Annotated in this window: 22 protein-coding genes and 1 pseudogene; 13 read left to right on the top strand and 10 right to left on the bottom strand. The window is 68.0% G+C overall.

Features of this window, described 5'->3' with window-relative positions; translation table 11 throughout:
- The 3 genes and pseudogenes from HR086_RS03430 to HR086_RS03420 form a co-directional block, all read left to right on the top strand.
- Positions 1-413: pseudogene (locus HR086_RS03430) on the top strand (hypothetical protein); the annotation flags it as partial.
- Between the two features lie 28 nt (positions 414-441).
- Positions 442-915, top strand: coding sequence for a DcrB-related protein (locus HR086_RS03425; protein WP_174464858.1), 474 nt, complete (start codon positions 442-444; stop codon positions 913-915).
- Between the two features lie 233 nt (positions 916-1,148).
- Positions 1,149-1,397, top strand: coding sequence for a CsbD family protein (locus HR086_RS03420; protein ID WP_174464857.1), 249 nt, complete (start codon positions 1,149-1,151; stop codon positions 1,395-1,397).
- 78 nt (positions 1,398-1,475) lie between these two features.
- Here HR086_RS03420 and HR086_RS03415 read toward each other — a convergent pair whose 3' ends face one another.
- Positions 1,476-1,634 (bottom strand): hypothetical protein, encoded by a 159-nt coding sequence (locus HR086_RS03415; protein WP_174453945.1) that lies wholly within the window; start codon positions 1,632-1,634, stop codon positions 1,476-1,478.
- A gap of 660 nt (positions 1,635-2,294) precedes the next feature.
- On the opposite strand from HR086_RS03415, the gene HR086_RS03410 reads away from it, so the two are divergent.
- Entirely contained in the window at positions 2,295-3,230 is a 936-nt protein-coding gene (locus HR086_RS03410; RefSeq protein ID WP_174464856.1) for a universal stress protein, read from the top strand.
- Positions 3,231-3,273: 43 nt separating this feature from the next.
- Positions 3,274-5,136: an ABC transporter ATP-binding protein gene (locus HR086_RS03405; protein ID WP_174464855.1), complete on the top strand. Its 1,863-nt coding sequence runs from the start codon at positions 3,274-3,276 to the stop codon at positions 5,134-5,136.
- 10 nt (positions 5,137-5,146) lie between these two features.
- On the opposite strand, the gene HR086_RS03400 is transcribed toward HR086_RS03405, so the two are convergent.
- The 4 genes from HR086_RS03400 to HR086_RS03385 all read right to left on the bottom strand — a co-directional run bounded on the left by HR086_RS03400 (position 5,147) and on the right by HR086_RS03385 (position 9,497).
- Positions 5,147-5,980: a Uma2 family endonuclease gene (locus HR086_RS03400; RefSeq protein ID WP_174464854.1), complete on the bottom strand. Its 834-nt coding sequence runs from the start codon at positions 5,978-5,980 to the stop codon at positions 5,147-5,149.
- Between the two features lie 141 nt (positions 5,981-6,121).
- Positions 6,122-6,388: a hypothetical protein gene (locus HR086_RS03395; protein WP_174464853.1), complete on the bottom strand. Its 267-nt coding sequence runs from the start codon at positions 6,386-6,388 to the stop codon at positions 6,122-6,124.
- A 92-nt stretch (positions 6,389-6,480) separates the two neighbouring features.
- A complete protein-coding gene (locus HR086_RS03390; RefSeq protein WP_174464852.1) occupies positions 6,481-7,059 on the bottom strand; it encodes a type 1 glutamine amidotransferase family protein in 579 nt (192 codons plus the stop codon).
- An 893-nt stretch (positions 7,060-7,952) separates the two neighbouring features.
- A complete protein-coding gene (locus HR086_RS03385) occupies positions 7,953-9,497 on the bottom strand; it encodes a right-handed parallel beta-helix repeat-containing protein (RefSeq protein ID WP_217441665.1) in 1,545 nt (514 codons plus the stop codon).
- Between the two features lie 188 nt (positions 9,498-9,685).
- Between HR086_RS03385 and HR086_RS03380 the strand changes: the two genes are divergently transcribed.
- A complete protein-coding gene (locus HR086_RS03380; RefSeq protein WP_141643340.1) occupies positions 9,686-10,036 on the top strand; it encodes a hypothetical protein in 351 nt (116 codons plus the stop codon).
- A gap of 18 nt (positions 10,037-10,054) precedes the next feature.
- Here the strand turns inward: HR086_RS03380 and HR086_RS03375 are convergent, their stop codons facing one another.
- Positions 10,055-10,399, bottom strand: coding sequence for a co-chaperone YbbN (locus HR086_RS03375; RefSeq protein WP_141643341.1), 345 nt, complete (start codon positions 10,397-10,399; stop codon positions 10,055-10,057).
- Positions 10,400-10,756: 357 nt separating this feature from the next.
- Here HR086_RS03375 and HR086_RS49360 point away from each other — a divergent pair, with 357 nt between their 5' ends.
- Positions 10,757-12,445 (top strand): SMI1/KNR4 family protein, encoded by a 1,689-nt coding sequence (locus HR086_RS49360; RefSeq protein WP_174464851.1) that lies wholly within the window; start codon positions 10,757-10,759, stop codon positions 12,443-12,445.
- Between the two features lie 135 nt (positions 12,446-12,580).
- Positions 12,581-12,904, top strand: coding sequence for an immunity 53 family protein (locus tag HR086_RS03365; protein WP_217441664.1), 324 nt, complete (start codon positions 12,581-12,583; stop codon positions 12,902-12,904).
- A gap of 83 nt (positions 12,905-12,987) precedes the next feature.
- Here the strand turns inward: HR086_RS03365 and HR086_RS03360 are convergent, their stop codons facing one another.
- From HR086_RS03360 to HR086_RS03350, 3 genes are all read right to left on the bottom strand, one after another.
- Entirely contained in the window at positions 12,988-13,260 is a 273-nt protein-coding gene (locus HR086_RS03360) for a hypothetical protein (RefSeq protein ID WP_141643344.1), read from the bottom strand.
- Between the two features lie 109 nt (positions 13,261-13,369).
- Positions 13,370-14,020: a vancomycin high temperature exclusion protein gene (locus HR086_RS03355; RefSeq protein ID WP_174464850.1), complete on the bottom strand. Its 651-nt coding sequence runs from the start codon at positions 14,018-14,020 to the stop codon at positions 13,370-13,372.
- 78 nt (positions 14,021-14,098) lie between these two features.
- Entirely contained in the window at positions 14,099-14,560 is a 462-nt protein-coding gene (locus HR086_RS03350; protein ID WP_373564254.1) for a response regulator, read from the bottom strand.
- 177 nt (positions 14,561-14,737) lie between these two features.
- On the opposite strand from HR086_RS03350, the gene atpG reads away from it, so the two are divergent.
- The 5 genes from atpG (at position 14,738) to HR086_RS03325 (ending at position 19,175) form a co-directional block, all read left to right on the top strand.
- Positions 14,738-15,619 (top strand): ATP synthase F1 subunit gamma, encoded by an 882-nt coding sequence (gene atpG, locus HR086_RS03345; RefSeq protein ID WP_174453953.1) that lies wholly within the window; start codon positions 14,738-14,740, stop codon positions 15,617-15,619.
- Between the two features lie 108 nt (positions 15,620-15,727).
- Positions 15,728-16,525 carry a prohibitin family protein gene (locus HR086_RS03340; RefSeq protein WP_174453954.1) on the top strand — a complete coding sequence of 266 codons (798 nt, stop codon included), beginning with the start codon at positions 15,728-15,730 and terminating at the stop codon, positions 16,523-16,525.
- Between the two features lie 176 nt (positions 16,526-16,701).
- Positions 16,702-18,144 carry a F0F1 ATP synthase subunit beta gene (gene atpD / locus HR086_RS03335; protein WP_174453955.1) on the top strand — a complete coding sequence of 481 codons (1,443 nt, stop codon included), beginning with the start codon at positions 16,702-16,704 and terminating at the stop codon, positions 18,142-18,144.
- A gap of 31 nt (positions 18,145-18,175) precedes the next feature.
- Entirely contained in the window at positions 18,176-18,745 is a 570-nt protein-coding gene (locus tag HR086_RS03330; protein ID WP_141643350.1) for a hypothetical protein, read from the top strand.
- Between the two features lie 22 nt (positions 18,746-18,767).
- Positions 18,768-19,175 (top strand): F0F1 ATP synthase subunit epsilon, encoded by a 408-nt coding sequence (locus HR086_RS03325; RefSeq protein WP_141643351.1) that lies wholly within the window; start codon positions 18,768-18,770, stop codon positions 19,173-19,175.
- A gap of 15 nt (positions 19,176-19,190) precedes the next feature.
- On the opposite strand, the gene HR086_RS03320 is transcribed toward HR086_RS03325, so the two are convergent.
- On the bottom strand, positions 19,191-19,868 hold the full coding sequence (locus tag HR086_RS03320) for a helix-turn-helix transcriptional regulator (RefSeq protein WP_174453957.1): 678 nt from the start codon (positions 19,866-19,868) through the stop codon (positions 19,191-19,193).
- Positions 19,869-19,923: the final 55 nt, after the last annotated feature.

The following is a 19,923-nucleotide window of genomic DNA, read 5'->3' as shown; positions in this document are numbered from 1 at the left end:
CAGCCGTATATGTGGGGGGCAATGCGTTGGTGACGGTCGCCAAGGGAACGGGTCAGGGCGCTTCATTGGGGGGCGCCATCAGTACGGTGAACGGGCGCATCAATCCCTCCTACGCGGGGGAGGTGACAGGGCGGTTCTTCATGGGATTGGGCGTCATGAGTGGAGGGTTTCAAGTCGCCCGAGGAATCCAGGAGGACAATTTCTATAAGGTGGCAAGCGGAGGCGTCACCATGGGGAGCGCGGTGCTGGGGTACGTTGCCGCGTCCGCGGTCGCGGGCTCCGTCGCGGGACCACCGGGGGCCATGCTTGGGGCGCTGACGGGCTTGGGGATTGGCGCAGGGGCTTACGTGCTCACCACGCTGATTGGAAAGGCGGACAAGAGCAAGGAAGACATCGCGACCCAGCGGGTCTGAACGTCGTCACCAGAAAGGACGCGTGAACATGTCTCCTCGCAATTCCCTTCGTCATGGTTCGTTGACGCTCTCTCTCCCCGAGGGTTGGCAGGACACGAGCCAGGTGATTGCCCTCGGCCCCGAGGATGGTGGCTTCAGACCGAGTGTCGTGGTGTCCGTGGAGCCCGTGAAGCCCTCGGAAACCGCGCAGCAGCTCGCCGCCCGCATGCTTTCATCCATCCAACAACACGCGCAGAGCCTCACCTTGCTCTCGGAGCGACAGGTCACCCACGGCGACAAGGTAGGGGTCCAGCGTGAGTACATTCTCACGCTTCAGGGAGCCCGCATCGCGCAGCTCCAGTTCTGCACGGTGAAGGAAGGGATGGGCCTCACCTTCACCTTCTCGCAGCGAGAGGACCGCTTCCGCGCCACACGTGCCGTGGGGGAGGCAGTCTTCGCTCAGGCGCGGGTGGGCGGGGCGCTGGAGGCGACGCCTCCGCGGTTGGGCTTCATCCGCGCTTGAGCTGAAGCAATGCCCTACGGCTCGGTCCGCGCCGTAGGGGTTGTGGAAAGGGATACCGTCCAGTCCGGGGGCCAGATGCGTGGCCGGTAGGACGGATCCCTTCTCCACGTGGCGACGTCGTCCCGCCATCCAGCGCTGCGCACACGGCCCTCTTGCTTCAGGCGCATCATCGGCCGGTGAAGTGCCCGAGCCTTCTCGCCCATGCGAGCGGCGAGGATTGCGATTGTCTCTCCATGGCACGCCTGTACGGCTTCGAGCAACCGCTCCGCGAGGTCGGCGACCGCGCTCGATGGCCGCCGGACTCTTGTCCTTCGCCGCTGCGTCGCCACGTCTGGCGAGGCAGTCAGCGCTGCGACCGCTCGCTGGAGGCCGAGGGCAAGGTCGACACGGCGAAGGGCCACGCCAAGGAGAAGGTCGAGGACGCCAAGCGTGCGGTCCGGGACGCGGTGGACGACGACAAGCCTCGCCGCGATGAGCCCTAGTCCGGTACCGCGAAGTCGATGATTGCCACGGCGGGGTCGCGGGGCATGCCCTCGTGACCCGTCGCCGTTGTGTCCGCCCTAGCGCTTCGCCGCGGGTGGACACGCCACTTCAAGAAACGTCGTGGTCTTCCCACTGAGCATCACCCACAAGCAGCGCAGCACACAGCCCGCGCCGAACTCTCGGTAGATGAGACCCAGATTGGTGACCACCTCTCTGCCGGTGATGACCCCGCGCATTGGCCCTCCCCCTTCTTCAGCATCCCGTCCGACCCGCCACCCACCGCGCTGCCGTAGCACCCCATCTGCAAAGCCTCGGCCGCGCTGCTCGCGGCCCGCAGGAGTCGCTCTGTCGCTCCTCGGACGTGCCAAGCGGGCCAATCTTCGTGCCGGGGTGCATGTCCCTTACGACTCACGTGAGATACGGACGCCAGACGCCTGGAGTTTTTTCAGGGAGGCCGTCCACCGTGCGACGCACTTCTCCTTCCCGCGCGCAGCGGGGGCTTGAGCCCCTGCCTCCCTTCGTGACGTCTCGCCTCCCGCGACGAGGTGTCGTGCTCCACCCTCACCCAGGTCTGAGTCGGGACGGCGCGGCTGTCACCCGAGTGAAGCGCCGGGCCACGCGGCGAGCGCGCGTCATCCAGGCGGCAGAGGGAGCGGTGCACGCGAGGACCTTGGGGCTCTGTCGTCTGCTCGGGCACGCGGCGTCCCCGCGGCACGGGTGGCATCTGGGCGCGAGGGCCTGAATCTTCGGAGCGAGGACTTGGACATCGCCGCGTCACGGCGGCGGACCGACGAGCAACGGCTCGCCCAGGTCGCGTCAGGTGCATGGGATGTCGTGTCACCGCCCCACGGCGCCGACACTAAAGAAGTAGGGACAGACGAAAGGAGGGTCTCGCGATGAGGCAGCACGAGCTGACCCGGCTGGACATTCCATTGTTGTCACCCGGGCCCTCCCGGGGCCCGAGGGGCATGACACGCCTGGTGGTGGCGACGGACTTCTCGCTGCGCTCCGAGCTGGCGCTGGCCCGGGCGCTGCGGCTTCCGCTGGGCATGGGAGCCACCTTCACGGTGATGCACGCGGGGCCTCCGCTGGAGGGCTCGCCCGCGGGAATCGTGGCGGGGGAGCGGTGTCTGCGCAAGGCGGTGAGCGCGGTGGCGCGGCGGTTGAGGCAGCGGCAGGACGTGACGGTGCACGAGGAGCTGCGCCGGGGAGACGCGGTGGACGCCGCCGTGGCGGTGGCGCGCGAGCAGGGCGCGGAGCTGGTGGTGCTGGGCGGCACGCACGTGACGGCGCCGGGACGGGAGCTGGGTGAGCGCTCGACGGTGCGAAGGATGGTGCGGCGGCTGGACACGTCGGTGCTGACGGTGTTGCCGCATCCGGCGCGGCCGTACGCCAGCCCCCTGGTCGCGGTGGACTTCTCGCGCGAGTCCCGCAGGGCGCTGGAGCTGACGCTGAGGTTGTGTCCCCTGACGCTGGTGGAGGTGTTGCACGTGGTGGACACCCGCGCGGAAGAGGCGGCGCTGCGCGCGCGAGGGGCGTCACCGGAGAGCTTCCTGGTGTTGCAGCGGGAGCGGGAGGACGCCGCGAGGGTGGCGCTCGCCCGCTTCCTGGCTCCATACCGGGAGACGGGGCGCGAATTGGAGGCCCGGCTGCGTGGAGGCGAGCCGGGCGAGAGCATCCTGGCGCACGCGGCGGAGCTGGGCACGGACCTGCTGGCGCTGGCGGGCTCGGGGCAGGCCGAGGGGTGCGGCGTCTCGCTGGCGGAGCGGGTGCTGGCGAGGTCCTCGTGCGACGTGCTGGTGTCCCGGCACGAAGGGCGCGCGGTGTCGTGAGGGGCCAAGCGCGCGGACGCCGGGCGCGTTATGAACTCGCCCTGTGTCTCCTCGTTCTCTTGATGCCACGCCCCCCGCGAAGCCCTCCCTCAAAGACCGCCTGAAGGGCGCCGGGAGCCTGTTCCGGCAGCTCCCCGGCACGTTCCAGCTCTTCTGGCGGGCGAGCCCCCAGGGGGCGGTGCTGCTGGGGGCGCTGACGCTGGTGGCGGCGGTGTTGCCGGCGGGCATCGCCTGGGTGGGCAAGCTGATTGTGGACGCGGTGGTGGCGTCCGCGCAGGGCTCGGCGGAGGCGCACTCGCGCGTCTATGGCCTGGTGGGGCTGGAGTTCGGGCTGATGCTCGGCTCCGCGGTGGTGGAGCGGGGGCTGACGCTGACGCGGGAGTTGTTGCGCGCGAACCTGGGCAACCTGCTCAACGAGCGGATTCTCCAGAAGGCGCTGGAGCTGGAGCTTCAGCACTTCGAGGACTCGGACACCTACGACAAGATGCAGAACGCGCGGCGCGAGGCGAGCAGTCGTCCGCTGTCGCTGGTGATGCAGGCGTTCTCCATCGTCCGCAACGCGATTACGTTGTCCACCTTCGCGGCGCTGTTGATTGCGTTGTCGCCGTGGAGCGTCGTCGTGTTGGTGGTGGCGTCGGTTCCGGCGTTCATCGCGGAGGCGCGGCTGGCGATGGCGGGCTTCCGGCTCTACTCGTGGCGTGCGCCGGAGGGGCGCAAGCTGAACTACCTGGAGTGGATTCTCACGCGCGACAGCCACGTGAAGGAGGTGAAGCTCTTCGGGTTGGGGGAGCTGGTGCTGGGGCGCTACCGGGAGCTGTTCCGGAAGTTCTTCGCGGAGGACCGCGCGCTGGCCTTCAAGCGGATGGGGTGGGGTCTGGGTTTGGGCGTGTTGTCGCTGGCGGCCTTCTACGGCTGCTATCTGTTCGTGGCGGGGCGGGCGGCGGACGGGGCCATCACCGTGGGCGACATGGTGTTGTACCTGGGGGTGTTCCGGCAGGGGCAGGCGGCGTTCCAGGGCATCCTGACGAGCGTGGGCTCCATGTACGAGGACGCGCTCTTCATGAGCAATCTCTTCACGTACCTGGAGATTCCGACGGGCAGCGAGTCGCCCCGGGTGTCGCCGGCGAAGTCACCGACGCGCGGGCCGACCAACGACATCGAGTTGCGCGACGTGTCCTTCCGCTATCCGGGGAAGGAGGCGTGGGCGCTCAGGCATGTGTCGTTGACGCTGCGGCCGGGACAGAAGCTGGCGCTGGTGGGGGAGAACGGGGCGGGGAAGAGCACGTTGTTGAAGCTGCTGTTGCGGCTGTACGAGCCGACGGAGGGGGTCATCCTCTACGGGGGCGTGGACATCCGGGACATGGACGTGGGGGATTTGCGCAGCCGCTTCGGGGCGGTGTTCCAGGACTTCGTGCGCTATCAGTTCAACGTGGCGGAGAACATCGGGTTGGGGCACGTGCCGGCGCTGGAGGACCGGGGTCGCATCGTGAAGGCGGCGGAGCAGGGTGGGGCGAGCGGGGTGATTGAGACGCTGCCGAGCCAGTACGACACGATGCTGGGCGGGTGGTTCGAGAAGGGGCAGGAGCTGTCGGCGGGGCAGTGGCAGAAGCTGGCGGTGGCGCGAGCGTTCATGCGGGACGACGCGGAGGTGCTGATTCTGGATGAGCCCACGGCGAGCATCGACGCGGAGGCGGAGCACGCGTTGTTCGAGCGCTTCCAGGCGCTGGCGGCGGACCGGATGGCGATAGTGATTTCGCACCGCTTCTCCACGGTGCGGATGGCGGACCAGATCGCCGTGTTGCACAACGGCGGCGTGGACGAACTGGGCAGTCATGACGCGCTGATGGCGAAGGATGGGCGCTACGCGCACCTGTTCCGCTTGCAGGCGCGCGGCTATCAGACCTGAGGCGAGGGGCTCAGTCCCGCTTGCCGCGCAGTCGCTCCAACTCGGCGAGGGCCTCTGCCAGTCGACGCTCGGCGTCCTCGCGGCGCTGGGTTTCCTCCGCGCGCAGGCGGGACTCCTCCGCGCGCAGGCGCATCTCTTCGGTGAGTTGATGCTCCAGGTCCGTGTGGCTTGCCTCGACGCGCTCCATCATGTGCTCGAGGCGGGAAATCATCTCCTGGGCTTCAGGAAGTGCCGCGCCGCCGACGTAGAAGCGAAGGCGCTCGTCGTCCACCTGGAGCTCCAGGCCGAGCACCTCCGAGCGGTAGAACCCATGCTGAGGCAGGATGGGACGGTAGGCACGACGTCCCTCCTCGAGCCTCCATCCACTGAGCCGCAGCCGGCCCCGGTCGAAGACGAAGTACTCGCGGATTCCGAGGCGGGCGAAGCGCTCCACGTTGCGCTCCAGGTCCTTGCGTCGCTCCCCCGCGACAATGACTTCCAGGGCCAGGTCCAGACCTTTTCCCTCCGCGCTCACCATCCATCGCATGCGGGAACGGGACTCGACGTCCACCACTGCGATGACGTCCGGGGCGAACATCGACTCGCCCGGGTAGTACACGGGCAGCTCGCAAGCCAGGTACACCTTGCGGCCGATGCGAGAGAAGAAGCTCCCGAGCACCTCCCTCGTTCGCGACTTGGCCTCGTAGTGGGGGTCACCCTCGGGAGGGTGCGTCTGCGAGACGGGGAACTCGGAGGGAAGGCTGTCGACGATTTGGGCCCGCTCTTCGGGCGTCAGCTGCTCCCACAACTCCTGGGGAGGCGCGCGCGGGTCGTCCGGATTGACGCGGTAGGGGTCGGAAGCCATGGGACTGCTTCCGAGAGTAGGTCGCCCGGAATGAAGGGCCAAGGGCCGCAAGGGCGTTTCGTCTGCTCGGTGGCTGTCGGTACGGGCGTTGCCCGGAAAAGCAGGAGTCGACGTGGGCGACGTCTACTCCCATGTCCGACTTCAGGGAGCGGGAGGCAGGTTCGGCCCGCCCGAGCGCTTCTGGCGTGCCTTGTCCCTGAGGACGAGCAGGGCACCCAGGGCGAAGAGCACCGCGGCGAAAGAGATGCCCCCTCCGATGAATCCGCCGACGAAGCCACCGAGCCCACGCACGGCGGCGCCGACGAAGCCCTCGAGTCCCCAGATGGGGGCCGAAGTGATGCCCCACACGGCACCCGCCACTCCGAAGAGGGCCGCAGCGGTGAAGATGACGGGCTCGATGAGGTTCATCGTCTGCCTCGAGGGGCGGCGGGAGGACTGGCGCTCCCGTCATTGAAGCACACGTGAGGGGCGCCCTGGGCTCGCACCGAGGGCGCGAAGGCTCAGGTGGGCTGGTGCTCGCGCCCGAACTCCGTGAGGAACTCGGCCAGGGGCTGGGTGGCCTCGGGATGCAGGGCGCCGAGCACTTCCAGGGCGAAGCTCGCGGGCGCCGAGCCGGACGCGGTGATGACGCGTCCGTCGCGCACCGCGCGCGGCCCGGGTCGATAGTGCGCGACACCGTTGTAGGCCGGGACGTGTTGCTGGAGGAAGTCGAGGGCGTTGCTGGTGTGTGCGCGGTCATCGAGCAGGCCGGCCCGGGCCAGCGCGAGCGTCGCACCGCAGATTCCGGCGACGACGAGGCCCGCGTCCGCCGCGCGCCGGAGCACGGGCGTGAGGTCGGGGCTCTCGGGCGTCATCCAGAGCGAGGACCCAATCAGCACGAGCGCATCGGCCTGGTTGGGAGAGAAGTCCTCGAGCGCGCCGTGGACCTGGATGGTCATTCCGCCAATCGATGAAACCGGGCGTCCCCCTGGCGACAACCACGACACCGTGTCACCGAAGTCCTCGCGCGCCCCCGCCGCCAGCAGCGCGGGCTCCCAGTCGGCGAACGGCTCCACCACGACGAATGCGATACGGGCCAACAGCGTGCTCCTCGTTGAATGAGCCCCGAGGATAGGGAAAGTGGGCGCGACGCTCCAGACGAGAGAAGGCCCCCACCGCCAGGACAAAGCAGCGGCGGGGGTCTTCGCCCCGGAGTTCAAAGTAATACGGATTTCAGTCAGGCCGGAGTCGTTCCACTCAGGGTAAGGGAAGACGGTTCGCGGCCGCCTGTTGGCGGGCGATGAGTTGAAGAATGAGAGTCATTGGTTGAGTCAATGACTTTTCGATGTAGTGCCCGCCGCACGAATGGACAGAGTCCGTTCGTGCGCCGCGTCCCTTACTGGTCCGTCCAGCGGAGGTGCCATGGGCCGCCGCGAAAGAGGCAGACTTCGTTTGCAAGGGGCTCGCAGTCGCCGCATGCCGTGTTCGGAGCCCGGATGAGGGTTCCATCGCAGCAGCGGATGCCACAGGTCCGAAGGTTGGGCGAACAGGGCTCTTTGACGAGATTGCAGGCCATGGCCTCGACCTCGCCGCCCTCGGTCACGGCCTCCATACTGATTTCCTCGCCGGGCGTGGCCTCGACGGGAGCCTGCTCCTCCGGGAGCGGACCTCCGCACGCGGTCAATGCCACGATTCCAGCCAACAGCGCACAACGCCGCAGTCCTGCGATGAACATGATTGTCTCCGCTTTCTTTGGCGTCTGGGTTCGGAAGAGCCCATCAGACGCAAAGCCAGTAAGCCACGGAGTTCCGGCGAAGGCAATATGTCATGCATGTAAGTGGTTGCCGGAGTCAATGAGTTGCATGGGGTCCGTCCATGGTGATGGGTCATGGATAGGGATTCCCGCATGCCGCGCCGCGCCCAATGCGAACGCACGGCTCCGCCGGAAGCCCTGTGGCTCCTTCCGGCGGGGTGCGTGTGATGCGGTAACCCGCTACGGCGCGGGCGTCGACCTCGGGGAGGGTGCTTCCGTGAGCCCTGGCTCGGTGATTGCCCGTGAGGGCACGAGGACTCTCACTGAGAACTGGTCCAGGTAGGAGGGGGCCAGTGCGCTGAGCCACTGGGCATGGGTCCCCTCCCACAGGGCACCTGAGAGGGTGAAGACTCCAATGGGTCCCAAATAGCGGTTGCGGTCCATTCCCATGCCGGGCCGGTGCTCCGGCCGCCCCAGGCGCACGAACAGCCGCATGTCGCGCAGGACGTTGTCATAGACAATGAGGCCAAACACGACGTTGGGTTCGTCCGCTGCGAGTCGGAGTCCCGCGTCGGCGGTCCGCTCGATGGTGTTGCTGATGATGTGTACCCCTTCACCCTTCACGATGCGGATGCCCTGTCCATTGGTGCGCGACGCATAGTTGTAGATGTCGTGGATGTAGTTGCTTTCAATCAGCACGTTGGTGGGATGGTCGATGACGTTGTTCCCGCCAATGGAGATGCCCCGGCCCGCTTGGTAGATTTCATTGTCCAGAATCTGGATGTTCGTCGCGTCCTCGTGAATCAGCACGCCTTCGGCGGCGGACGTGTTCGCCTGCCAGGGAAAGCGGGTGATGTTCGGGAGGTCGTAGATGATGTTCCTGTGCAGCAGGAGGTCATCGCAGGCCTTGACGTCGACGCCGTTCTCCCCCGTGGCATGCAGTCGATTCCTCTCGACGAGGATGATGGCGGGCCGGCCGCCATTCGGCTGACACTGCACCCCGTCGCCCGAAACGTCGTGGATGTCGTTCTCCACGATGAAGATGTTGCGGGACACGCCTCGGATCGCCACGCCGTGCGAGTCCGTGTTCGTCTTGGAGAAGTCGTAGATCTCGTTGTGGTCGAAGAGGACGAACTCCGCGTAGCTGGCGATGACGCCGCCGCCGGCCCGGCCTCCGTGCAACTTCGAGTCGCGGAGTTGGGAGCAGGTCGTGTTGGTCTCGAAGAGCACGGCGAACGACGGTCTGCTTTGGACGTCCACCTCGAAGAACTGGACGATCCAGTACGGCTGGCTCACCATGACCAGGCTGCCGACGTTGGTGGCCGCTGGCAGGATGCGAGGACGCGCGGCCTGCTCACCCCTCAGGACGATGGGAGCGTCGGCGGTGCCTGGTCGAGCCCCCTTCGGAGCGGTGATGGCGACCTGCTCGTTGTAGTCACCTGCTCTCACCACGATGACGTTTCCCGGCCGGGCGACCTTCACCGCCGCCATGATGGTGGAGTAGGGATTCTCGTTGGACCCCAGAGGCTTCGTGGGGTCTCGTGGGCCGGTCTTCGCGACATGGATGGTGGGACCTTGCGCCTGCGTCCCCCTCGGACAGTGGTCGTAGAAGAGGTCTTCCGTGAAGATGGGTGCCTGCCTCGCGGTCTGAGTCCCCACCCTGTCCGACGATGCGCCGTCCTCGTATGCCTCGGGCTGGCCCGTGCCGCAACCCAGCGCGCCGCCGCATAGCCATGTCATGCAGGCCAGATGCGTAAGTATTTGCCCCCATCGATGCTTCGTCATGTCCGTCCCCCTCGTGCCCTGCCACCGCGAGGGTTCATGGTTGTAACGGCCCTGCCCCACATCAACCTCGTTGCCCCGAAGGATGGACGCGCTGCTGTCCATACCCCTGAGGAGGTAGGTCCCTCCCGGGAGTCTTGTGGAAGCTTTCCAGGGGCCTGCATTCGCAGGTCTCGACCCGTGGGGAAGCAATGACTGTCAGATACGACCCGGAAATCATTCGCGCCCATGCGCAGGCGCTCTATGACCAGGCACGAGGCATGGTCTTCGCGTGGGGCCTGGCTGGTTTTGTCGGAGGAGGAGTCGCTGGCGCGGTGCTCGACGCGGCGATGAAGAGCGGGCCGATAGGGGCCGTGGTCCTCGGCTTCATCGGGATGGCGCTGGGGGTCCGCTCGGCGAGGTCGCGGGCCTTCGTCCTCCAGCTCCAGGCGCAGACGGCGCTGTGTCAGGTCGCCATCGAGGCCAACACGCGCCGCGCCGCCGATGCCGTGGTGTCCGCCGCGAGTCCGCCGGAGGGCGGTCGGCTCACCCAGGTGGGCTGAGCACGGCGCCCTGGGGTGCTACGCCGTCGGCAGGTGATCGCGGACGACGCCGAGCCAGTATTCCTTGCCGTAGTACTGGCTCATCTTCCCGATGAGCTTCCCCTCGCGGAACAGCAGGAACGTGGGGATGCCGTAGAGGCCGAAGCGGTGGGCCAGCGTCTCGTGCTGGTATGCGTTCACTTTCACGACGCGCATCGGTGCGCCGTCCAGCTCCGAGAGGAGCATGGGCTCGGCCGCCGCGTAGATTTCGCAGTTCGGGCAGCCGTCACCCCAGAAGTCCACCACCACCAGCTCGCCCTTCGGCTCCATGACCAGCTGGTCGAAGTTCTCCGCCGTCCCCTCATAGCTCACGGGATGTGCCATGCCCCTTGCCTAACGGGTCGCTCTGCCGGCTTCAAGCCGGGCTCGGCCCGGGTGGCGGGTCCCCGGGGAACCCGTTCCGCGCGGTCGTGGATCAGCGGAAAGAGGCCTGTCTGGCCTGGAGCGGAGGGGGCGCGAGGCCCGGGCCCTTCTGGGTCGGTGGCGGGTCCTCCTCCCGAGCAAGGGGATGGATGGAGCCCTGGCCCGGCGTTGTCGTGATAGGTCCGGGGAGGGCTCGGGTGGCCCTACCTCGGGGGCTGGATCATTCCGTGCGGGGGGCCATCAAAAGCCCAACAGGCGCACTGCGCGGGACGCACAGCCGCCGTAAGGTTGTGGCAATGGTTGTGTCGTGGAGGGGTCATGCACGAGTGGTTGCAGGCACTGCGGAAGTCGGCGAAGGCAGCGTCATCGGGTGTGTCCGCGGATGAGGTCCGGTGGGCGGAGACGGAGTGTGGCGTTCCATTCCCCGAGGACCTCGGCCACCTGTACCTGTCCTTCAACGGGGGCGAGTTTCACGGGGACGTGAGTCTCTTCCCGCTGCACGGGCCCGAGGGCTCCGCGAGCGTGTTGGAGAAGACGCGGCTGAAGCTGGAGGGCCTTCCGGCGGCGGGTGTGTGGCGCATTGGAATGAAGGGGGCCCACCGGCACCTGTTCTCCGCGCGCAAGTCGGCCATGGTGGAGCAGGGCGATGGTGGTGGACCCCTGCCGGGTTGGGTCCAGGCGCTGGGTGACGAGGAATGGATTTTCGGCACCTGGGAGGGCGAGAAGCGCGAGATGCGGCTGTACCGCACGCTGAAGGAGATGCTCGACGTGCTCGTGCCTCCTGCGGAGGTCGAGAGCTTCGGTGAGCGCACTTTCGCGCGCGCGCTGAACGCGGTGCTCCAGGGCGCGCTCTCTGGCGTCGGGGTGGACGACGAAGAGGAGACGGAGGAGGAGTCCGTCACGCAGGAGGTGCTCGTCGAGGCCGAAGAGGAGGAGGACGAGGGCGCTCAGCGCGAGCTGGCCTACGAGTATGACGACGACGCGTCACGAGGCCGGAAGGGCGCCGAGACCGCCGGATTCGGAAAGGCTGGCACGAAGGACGGCGGTGGGAGGAAGGCTCCGTCGAAGGTGGCGGTGAAGCAGGTAGAGCTCTTCGTGCGTCCGACGATGCAGGAGGCGCTGCGCAAGGAGCTGGGGCCCGAGAAGAAGGAGGCGCCCAAGAAGAAGGCGGCCGAGGCACCGGCACCGAAGGCTCCTGCCGAGCCCGCCGCGAAGAAGGCGAAGCCTCAGGTGGCCGCGACGCCCGCTGAGGCAAAGCCGGTGAGCGCGCCCCAGGCGGAACCGACAGCGAAGAAGGCCAAGGCGAAGAAGGTGGCCACGCCACTGGCGTTGGCACCCGCGACGAGCGATGTGCCGGCGCTGCTCGCGGAGGCGGCGGCGAAGAAGTCGGCTGTGGCTCCGGCGGCGAAGGTGGATACGGCGACGAAGCCCCGTGAAGCCATCGTGAAGAAGGCCGATACGCCAGCGGTTGGCGCGCCCAGCACCGCAAGCAAGGCCGCCGTGAAGAAGGCCGCCGCGACGAAGGCCGCCGCGACGCCCTCCGCGACGAAGGCCGCTGCGAAGAATGCTGCTGCGACGCCCGCTGCGAAGAAGGTCGCTGGGACGCCCTCCTCGAAGAAGGCTGCTGCGACGCCCTCCTTGAAGAATGCCCCCGTGAAGAAGACGGCTGCGACGCCCGCCTTGAAGAATGCCCCCGTGAAGAAGACGGCTGCGACGCCCGTCGCGAAGAAGGCGCCTGCGAAGCCTGCCGCGACGAAGGCCGCAGCGAAGAAGTCCCCTGCGAAGTCAGCCGCGAAGAAGGGCACCGCGAAGAAGTCTCCTGCGAAGCCCACCGCGAAGAAGTCGGCTGCGAAGAAGGCGCCTGTGAAGTCAGCCGCGAAGAAGGCCCCCGCGAAGAAGGTCGCCACCCAGAAGGCGGGGGGCAAAAAGGTCGTCGCGGGGAAAGCTCCAGCGAAGAAGGCGGCAGCCAAGAAGGGCGCCGTCAAGAAGGCCAAGTCGAGGAAGTAGGCCCTCGACGCGTCCATGCGCGGCCCCTTTGTTCGAGGAGGGGCCGCCTCGCGGCGCGATGCAAGAAGACCGTCAATGTCAGCCTGACGAGGTCTCGCCGTTCCTCATCGTCAAACGAACTCCTGGGAGGAGAAAATGACGATGGATGCTCTACGCGCGCTGGAAGCCTGGCTTGCCAATCACTCCAATGGAGAGTGGGAGCACCAGTACGGTGTTCGGATTGAGAACCTCGACAATCCAGGGTGGTCAATCCATATCGATCTGATCCAGACGGAGTTGTCGGGGGTCGCCTTCGAGGAAGTGACGATTGATCGAACGGACGAGGATTGGGTCCGCTGCCGAGTGCGCGCTGACGTCTTCGAGGGGTTTGGTGGAGCCTCGAACCTGAGGGAGATTCTGGGCATCTTCCAGACGTGGCAGGAGAAGTTCGCGGGCGGAAGCGCTCTGCGCGAGCAGTGAGTCCACGAGAAATCCCAGTGGGCGCAGGCGGGCCGGACCTCATCAGTCCGGCCTCGACCTTCCAACCGATGGGCGCCGAAGCGCTAGCTCTCCGGGAGCTGGTCCCTTCGCGCGGGGCGCAAGCGCTCCTCGGGCTGGGCCGTCAGCTCCACTTCCTCCGCCTCCTCGTCACCCCGGCGGAACTCGTGAATCTGATCCGGCAGGATGTCTCGGAAGTCCGGCTCCTCCTCCAACGGGGGAGTCGCCGCCAGGTCCTGGTCGGAGATGTTGATCTCCTCCTCGCCGGTGTCCTGATTCACGTGACGCAACGAAGTGGACTCGCCCACGTCCTCCGAACCGAGCTTCTTGAATCGCATGGTGTCTCCTCGCTCAAGCGGGGTGGGCTGAACCGCCGTACCTCAACAATGAGAACCCACGCGGGCCGCCGCAATTCGCGCCGCCCGCCCGCCTGCCGGGTTCGGCGGCTCAGCCGCCCTTCGGGAACGCCGCGCGGCCCGTCGGGTAGACGGGCTCCACCTTCATCAGCACCATGCCCAGGGCCAGCACGCGCGACAGCGTCTCGCGCACGGTGTAGCGCCAGGGTGTCGACCGCCCCTCGTCCGCCGCCACGCCCCACGCGTCGATGCCCACCGAGTTGGCGATGAACAGCGCACGAGGCAGGTGGAAGCGCTGGGTGACGAGCAACGCCTGACTCGCCCCGAACACGCCGCGCGCCCGCAGGCAGCTGTCATAGGTGGACAGCCCCGCCTCGTCGCCCAACACCGCGGACTCCGGCACGCCGCGCTCCAGCAGGTAGCGCCGCATGGCCCGCGTCTCGTGGTGGAAGGGCTGCACCTCGTCCCCGCTCACCAGCACCGCGCGCACCTTGCCCTCGCGCCACAGCGCCATCGCCATGTCCAACCGCTGGGCGAGCACCGGAGAGGGCACCGCGCCCGGCGCCAGCCCCGCGCCGAAGACGAGCGCCACCGGCGCCGTGGGCGCCTGCGCCAGGGACACGATGCGCTCCTCGTAGCTCACCCGCACGAGGTACGAGGTGACGAGCAGGCCCACCGTGCCCGCGAGCAGGAGGAAGAGGGCCCTGCGCGCCCAGATACCGCTCGCTCGGGTTGGCTTCATGGACCCAGGAACCACCGCACCAGGCGCCATTGTGTTACGGCCGACCGCCCTCGCAAAGCCCCGTGTGGACCTCCCGCGTCAAACCGGTGCGTCCGCCTGGGGGGCGGCCAGCCCCGGCAACAGTCGCCGCAGCGTCTCCAGGAGCCGCTTGGGGTCCACCGGCTTGGGCAGGAAGGCCGCCACGCCCTGGCTCGCCGCGTACACCGCCCTGTCACGGGGGCTCATGTCCGCCGTCTCCGCCGACAGGATGACCACCGGCACCCGCGCGAGCGCCGGGTCCGTCCCGCGCGCCGTCAGCACCCGGTGGCCGTCCAGGACCGGCAGCCCCATGTCCAGCAGGATGAGCGAGGGAGGGGGCAGGGCCGCCAGGTGCGCCAGCGCCTCCCGGCCGTCGCCCGCGACGCGGACCTCGTAGCCCTGGAGCTCCAGGTAGGTCTGGAGCGCCTCGCGGATATCCACGTCGTCCTCGACGATGAGCAGGGGTCCACCACCGGCGGCGACGGCTGAGGCCATGCCCTGGAAGGTAAGGGGTCTGCTCACCTCCGACAGCCCCGGGGTCGCCCGCCCGGCAGCCCCGGGGCCACGTGTCCGGAAAGCCCCGGCAGGACTGCCGTTGACCGGCTTGCGGCCCGCTTATATAGGGGGCCCCGCCGTCAGACTGCCTTGCTCCCACCCGGGCGCACCTGGGCAGAACGTCCCACAGGAGTCCTCCGTCCCATGGCGTCCCTTCGCGACATTCGCAAGCGCATCCGCTCGGTGAAGAACACGCGGCAGATCACCAAGGCCATGAAGATGGTCTCCGCCGCGAAGCTGCGAAAGGCGCAGGACGCCATCCTCGCCGCCCGTCCGTACGCGTCGATGCTGGACCAGATCATCTCGGACCTGACGGCGCGCTCCGGTGACGACAACCTCACCCATCCGCTGCTGGTGGCCCGCCCGGTCAAGCGCGTGGAGCTGGTGACGCTGACGTCGGACCGCGGCCTCGCGGGCGGCTTCAACTCCAACATCACCCGCCGCGCCAACCGCTTCATCTACGAGAACACCGCGCTGGAGCGCATCCAGGTCTCCACGGTGGGCCGCAAGGGCAACGACTTCTTCCGCAACCGAAACCAGACCATCCGCAAGGACTTCGGTGGGCTGTACCAGCGGCTGAACTACCGCGCCGCCGCGGAAGTGGCCGAGGAGCTCGTCGCCAGCTTCCTCAACGGCGAGGTGGACGCGGTCCACATCGTCTACAACGAGTTCATCAGCGCGATTAACCAGAAGGTCGTCGTCGCCCAGCTGCTGCCGCTGCAGACGCTCGGCGCCGAAGCGCCTCCCTCCGAGGGCGCCACCGCGATGGTGGACTTCAAGTACGAGCCGGACCGCCAGGCGGTGCTGGACCGGTTGGTCCCCCAGGCCGTCAACATCAAGGTCTACCGCGCTCTGTTGGAGAGCGTCGCCAGCGAGCACGGCGCCCGCATGAGCGCCATGGAGAACGCCACCTCCAACGCCTCGGACATGATTTCCAGCCTGACGCTCACCTACAACCGCACCCGTCAGGCGGTCATCACCAAGGAGCTGATGGAAATCGTCTCCGGCGCCGAGGCGCTCAAGTAGCTCCCGCCTCCTGTCGCGCAAGCCTCGGGCCCGCCCCATTTTTGGGTGCGGGCCCTTCGCGTTTAAGGGTCTCCCCGAGCGCGTGAGGGCTCGCGCGAGGAGGGCCGCGTGAAGCAGCGACTGTGGGTGGTGCTGGGACTGCTGTGCATCAGTGGGTGTGCGTGCGAGACGGTGTCCAGCGGCCACGGGGGCATCGGCTTTGACTCGTTCGGCAGCGGCACCCAGCGTGAGCCCTATGGGGAAGGGCTGCATGTGCTCAGGCCGGGCAAGTCGCTCATCACCTACGATTTGCGCGTCCAGGAGATGAAGGACGAGCTGAGCGTGCTGTCCAACAACGGCCTGGACCTGAAGGTGGACTCCAGCGTGCGCTACCGGGTGGACCCGGCGAAGCTCTTCGAACTGCACACGCAGACGGGCCCCCGCTACGCGGACATCCTCATCGCCCCCATCGCCCGCTCGGAGGCGCGCAAGGTGTTCGGTCGCTACGCGCCAGAGGAGATCTACTCCACCAAGCGCGAGCAGATTGAAAAGGAGATCCAGGACGAGGTGACGCGGGCCCTGCAGGGCAAGCACGTCGTCGTGGAGGCCATCCTCGTCCGGGACGTCACGCTGCCGGCCGCCATCCGGGAGGCCATCGCGGACAAGCTCGCCGAGGAGCAGCGCAGCCAGAAGATGCGCTTCACCCTGGACAAGGAGCGCCAGGAGGCCGAGCGCCGGCAGATCGAAGCCGAGGGCATCGCGAAGTACCAGAACATCGTCCGCCAGGGCCTCACCGAGGAGTACCTGCGCTTCAAGGGCATCGAGGCCACGGAGAAGCTCGCCTCCAGCCCCAACGCCAAGGTCGTCGTCGTGGGCGGCGGCTCGAAGGGCAACCTGCCGCTCGTCTACCAGGTGGACGGGAAGTAGCCGGGGGGTTGGCGCCGGGGGCGTGGATCCGCTAAGCGGGACTTACCGGTCAGGTCCCCGGGAGGCTTGATTCTGGGGGAGGCCCCCGGTAAAGGGGCACCGCCCTCATATCCGGGCCGAAATTTGATGACGGGCACGGCGCCGGCCGCTCCCCCTCACGAGGCAGACGACATCCCATGAGCGCTCAAGTTCCTACGGCAGGCAAAATCATCCAGGTTCTCGGCCCCGTGGTCGACGTCGAGTTCCCGCCGGGCGGTCTTCCCGAGGTCTACGTCGCCCTCAAGGTGACGAACGCGAACCTGGGGCCGGAGCAGGAGAACCTCACCCTGGAAGTGGCGCAGCACCTGGGCGAGAACACGGTGCGCACCATCGCCATGGACTCCACCGAGGGTCTGGCGCGTGGCACTGCCGTTCGCAACACGGGCGGCCCCATCCAGGTTCCGGTCGGCAAGGCCACCCTGGGCCGCATCCTGAACGTCACCGGTGAGCCGGTGGATGAGATGGGCCCGGTGAAGGCGCAGGAGTACTGGCCCATCCACCGCGCGCCCCCCGCGTTCACGGAGCAGGACGTGCGCGTGCAGATGTTCGAGACCGGCATCAAGGTCATCGACCTGCTCGCCCCCTACACCCGTGGCGGCAAGATTGGCCTGTTCGGCGGCGCCGGCGTGGGCAAGACGGTGCTCCTGCAGGAGCTCATCCGCAACGTCGCCATCGAGCGCGGCGGCTTCTCCGTGTTCGCCGGCGTGGGCGAGCGCACCCGCGAGGGCAACGACCTGTACCACGAGATGCAGGACACGGGCGTCATCAAGACCGACAACCTGGAGGCCAGCCAGGCCGTCCTCGTGTACGGCCAGATGAACGAGCCGCCCGGTGCCCGCGCCCGCGTGGCCCTCTCCGCGCTGACCATGGCGGAGTACTTCCGCGACGTGGAGGGCCGTGACGTGCTCCTCTTCGTGGACAACATCTTCCGCTTCACCCAGGCCGGCTCGGAAGTGTCCGCCCTCCTGGGCCGCATCCCCAGCGCCGTGGGTTACCAGCCCACGCTCGCCACGGAGATGGGCAGCCTGCAGGAGCGCATCACCTCCACCACCAAGGGCTCCATCACCTCGGTGCAGGCCATCTACGTGCCCGCCGACGACCTGACGGACCCGGCGCCCGCCACCGCGTTCGCCCACCTGGACGCGACGACGGTGCTCAACCGCTCCATCGCGGAGCTCGCCATCTTCCCCGCCGTGGACCCGCTCGACTCCACCAGCCGCATCCTGGACCCGGGCATCATCGGCCAGGAGCACTACGCGGTGGCCCGCAAGGTCCAGGGCATCCTCCAGCGGTACAAGGAGCTGCAGGACATCATCGCCATCCTCGGCATGGACGAGCTCTCCGAGGACGACAAGCTGGTGGTGGCGCGCGCCCGCAAGATTCAGAAGTTCCTGTCCCAGCCGTTCTTCGTCGCCCAGGTCTTCACCGGCAAGGAAGGCCGGTACGTGAAGCTCCAGGACACCATCCAGGGCTTCAAGGAGATCGCCGAGGGCAAGCACGACGAAATCCCCGAGGGCGCCTTCTACATGGCGGGCACCATCAGCGAAGTCGTCGAGAACGCGATCAAGCAGGCGGCGTAGACTCGGTTCAAACCCGCTTTCCGAGGTGACCATGCGTCACGCGGCGCTCGCCCTGTTCCTCTGTGTTCTGTCGCTCCCCGCCCTGGCGGAGGAGCGAAAGGGACGGGCCCGGGTGAGCGCCAACGGCTTGTACAGCGTGCGCATGGTGGACGCGGGCCCGGGCAAGTGCCGGCTCGAGGTGACGAAGGAGAGCGGACCCGTCTGGCAGCTGGAGCAGTGCCTGGGGACGGTGGACGACTACTACTTCGTCTCCAACGACGGCGAGCGCGTCTGGGTGGTGTGGCCCCTGGTGGAGAAGGGGAAGACGAAGCCGGAGCCGGCGCCGAAGCGGGGCAAGGCGAGGAAGCCCAAGGGACCTCCGGGCTGGGCCACGAACGTGCTGGTGGCGGGGCAGTATGGCCGCGACGGTCAGCGAGTCCTGGAGCGGCGGCTGACGGACCTGGTCCCCGCGCGGCAGCTCACCGAGGTGCGCCAGATGACCCACCACTTGAAGTGGCTGGAGGGCACGCTCGGCATCCCCGGCAAGGGGCCTCGGTTGACGGACGCCGGGGTGGTGGAGTTCGAGCCGGTGGGTGGCAGCACCCAGCAGCTCCATTTCTGATTTGGGTAGTGCGAGGAGCCTCATGGCCAAGCTGACTGTGGAGATTGTCACCCCCGAGAAGCGCATCCTGTCGGTGCAGGCCGACGAGGCCATCGTGCCCGGCGGCAAGGGCCTGTTTGGCGTGCGGCCGGGGCACACCCCCTTCCTGTCGCTGATGGAGCCGGGCTCGCTGACGCTCATCGACGCGGGCAAGCGTGACGCGTACTTCGTCGCGGGCGGCTTCGTGGAAGTGGCCAACGACAAGGTGCTCGTGCTGGCGGACGCCGCCGAGCACGTGTCCGGCATCGACGTGGAGGGCGCGCGCAAGCGCCTGTCCGAGGCGCAGGAGCGCCTGAAGGGCCTGTCCTCCGAGGACGCGCGCTACGAGCTGGAGCAGGCCACCGTGCGTCGCGAGGCGGCTCGCATCGGCGCCGCGAACGCTCGGGCCTGAGTCAGTCTCCGGGCCTCACGGCCAGGACAGCCCCAGCGACTTCTCGAAGCCCCGCCGGCCCTCGACGGTGAGCCGCACTCCGCGGCCCTCGGGCCGGCGTGCAATCCAGCGCAGCGCGAACAGGCGCTCCGCCAGCGCGGCGCCCAGCGCCCCACCCACGTGGGCGCGGCGCTCGCTCCAGTCCAGGCAGCGGCGCGCGAAGGCGCGGCGGCCCTGTGACAGTGTCTGTGTATCCACGCCCCACTTCGCCACGAAGCGTGTGCCCTCCGGGGTGAGGGCGTAGCTGTCCTCGCCGGACTCCAAGAGGCCGCGCTTCTCCAGGCCCTCGGCCAGCGCCACGCCCAGCGTGCCCGCCAGGTGGTCGTAACAGGTGCGCGCGAAGCGCAGCGGCTCTGGTACGCGCACGGTGGCGACGCGCGTGGGGACGAGCAGGCTGAGCGCTTCGAGGGCGCGCGCGACGTCGGCGCTGGCGAGCCGGTAGTAGCGGTGGCGGCCCTGCACCTCCACGCGGACCAGGTTTCCCTCCAGGAGTTTCGCGAGGTGTCCGCTCGCCGTCTGCGGGGAGATGCCTGCTTCCCGCGCGAGCTCGCCCGCGGTCCTCGCGGGCCCTTCGAGGAGGCGCGAGAGCATGCCCGCGCGCGTGGCGTCGCCGATGAGTGAAGCCGTGAGGGCGAGGTCGATGGGGTGGGGCATGGCGAGAGCTTGAGGGCCAAGCCTACGAGGACGTTTCGGCGCGCGCCGAACTATC

The sequence above is a fragment of the Myxococcus sp. CA039A genome (assembly GCF_013336645.1).
Taxonomy (GTDB): Bacteria; Myxococcota; Myxococcia; order Myxococcales; family Myxococcaceae; genus Myxococcus; species Myxococcus llanfairpwllgwyngyllgogerychwyrndrobwllllantysiliogogogochensis.
The sequence above is the reverse complement of the archived record's forward strand: the minus strand, read 5'-3'. Positions and strand labels throughout refer to the sequence as shown.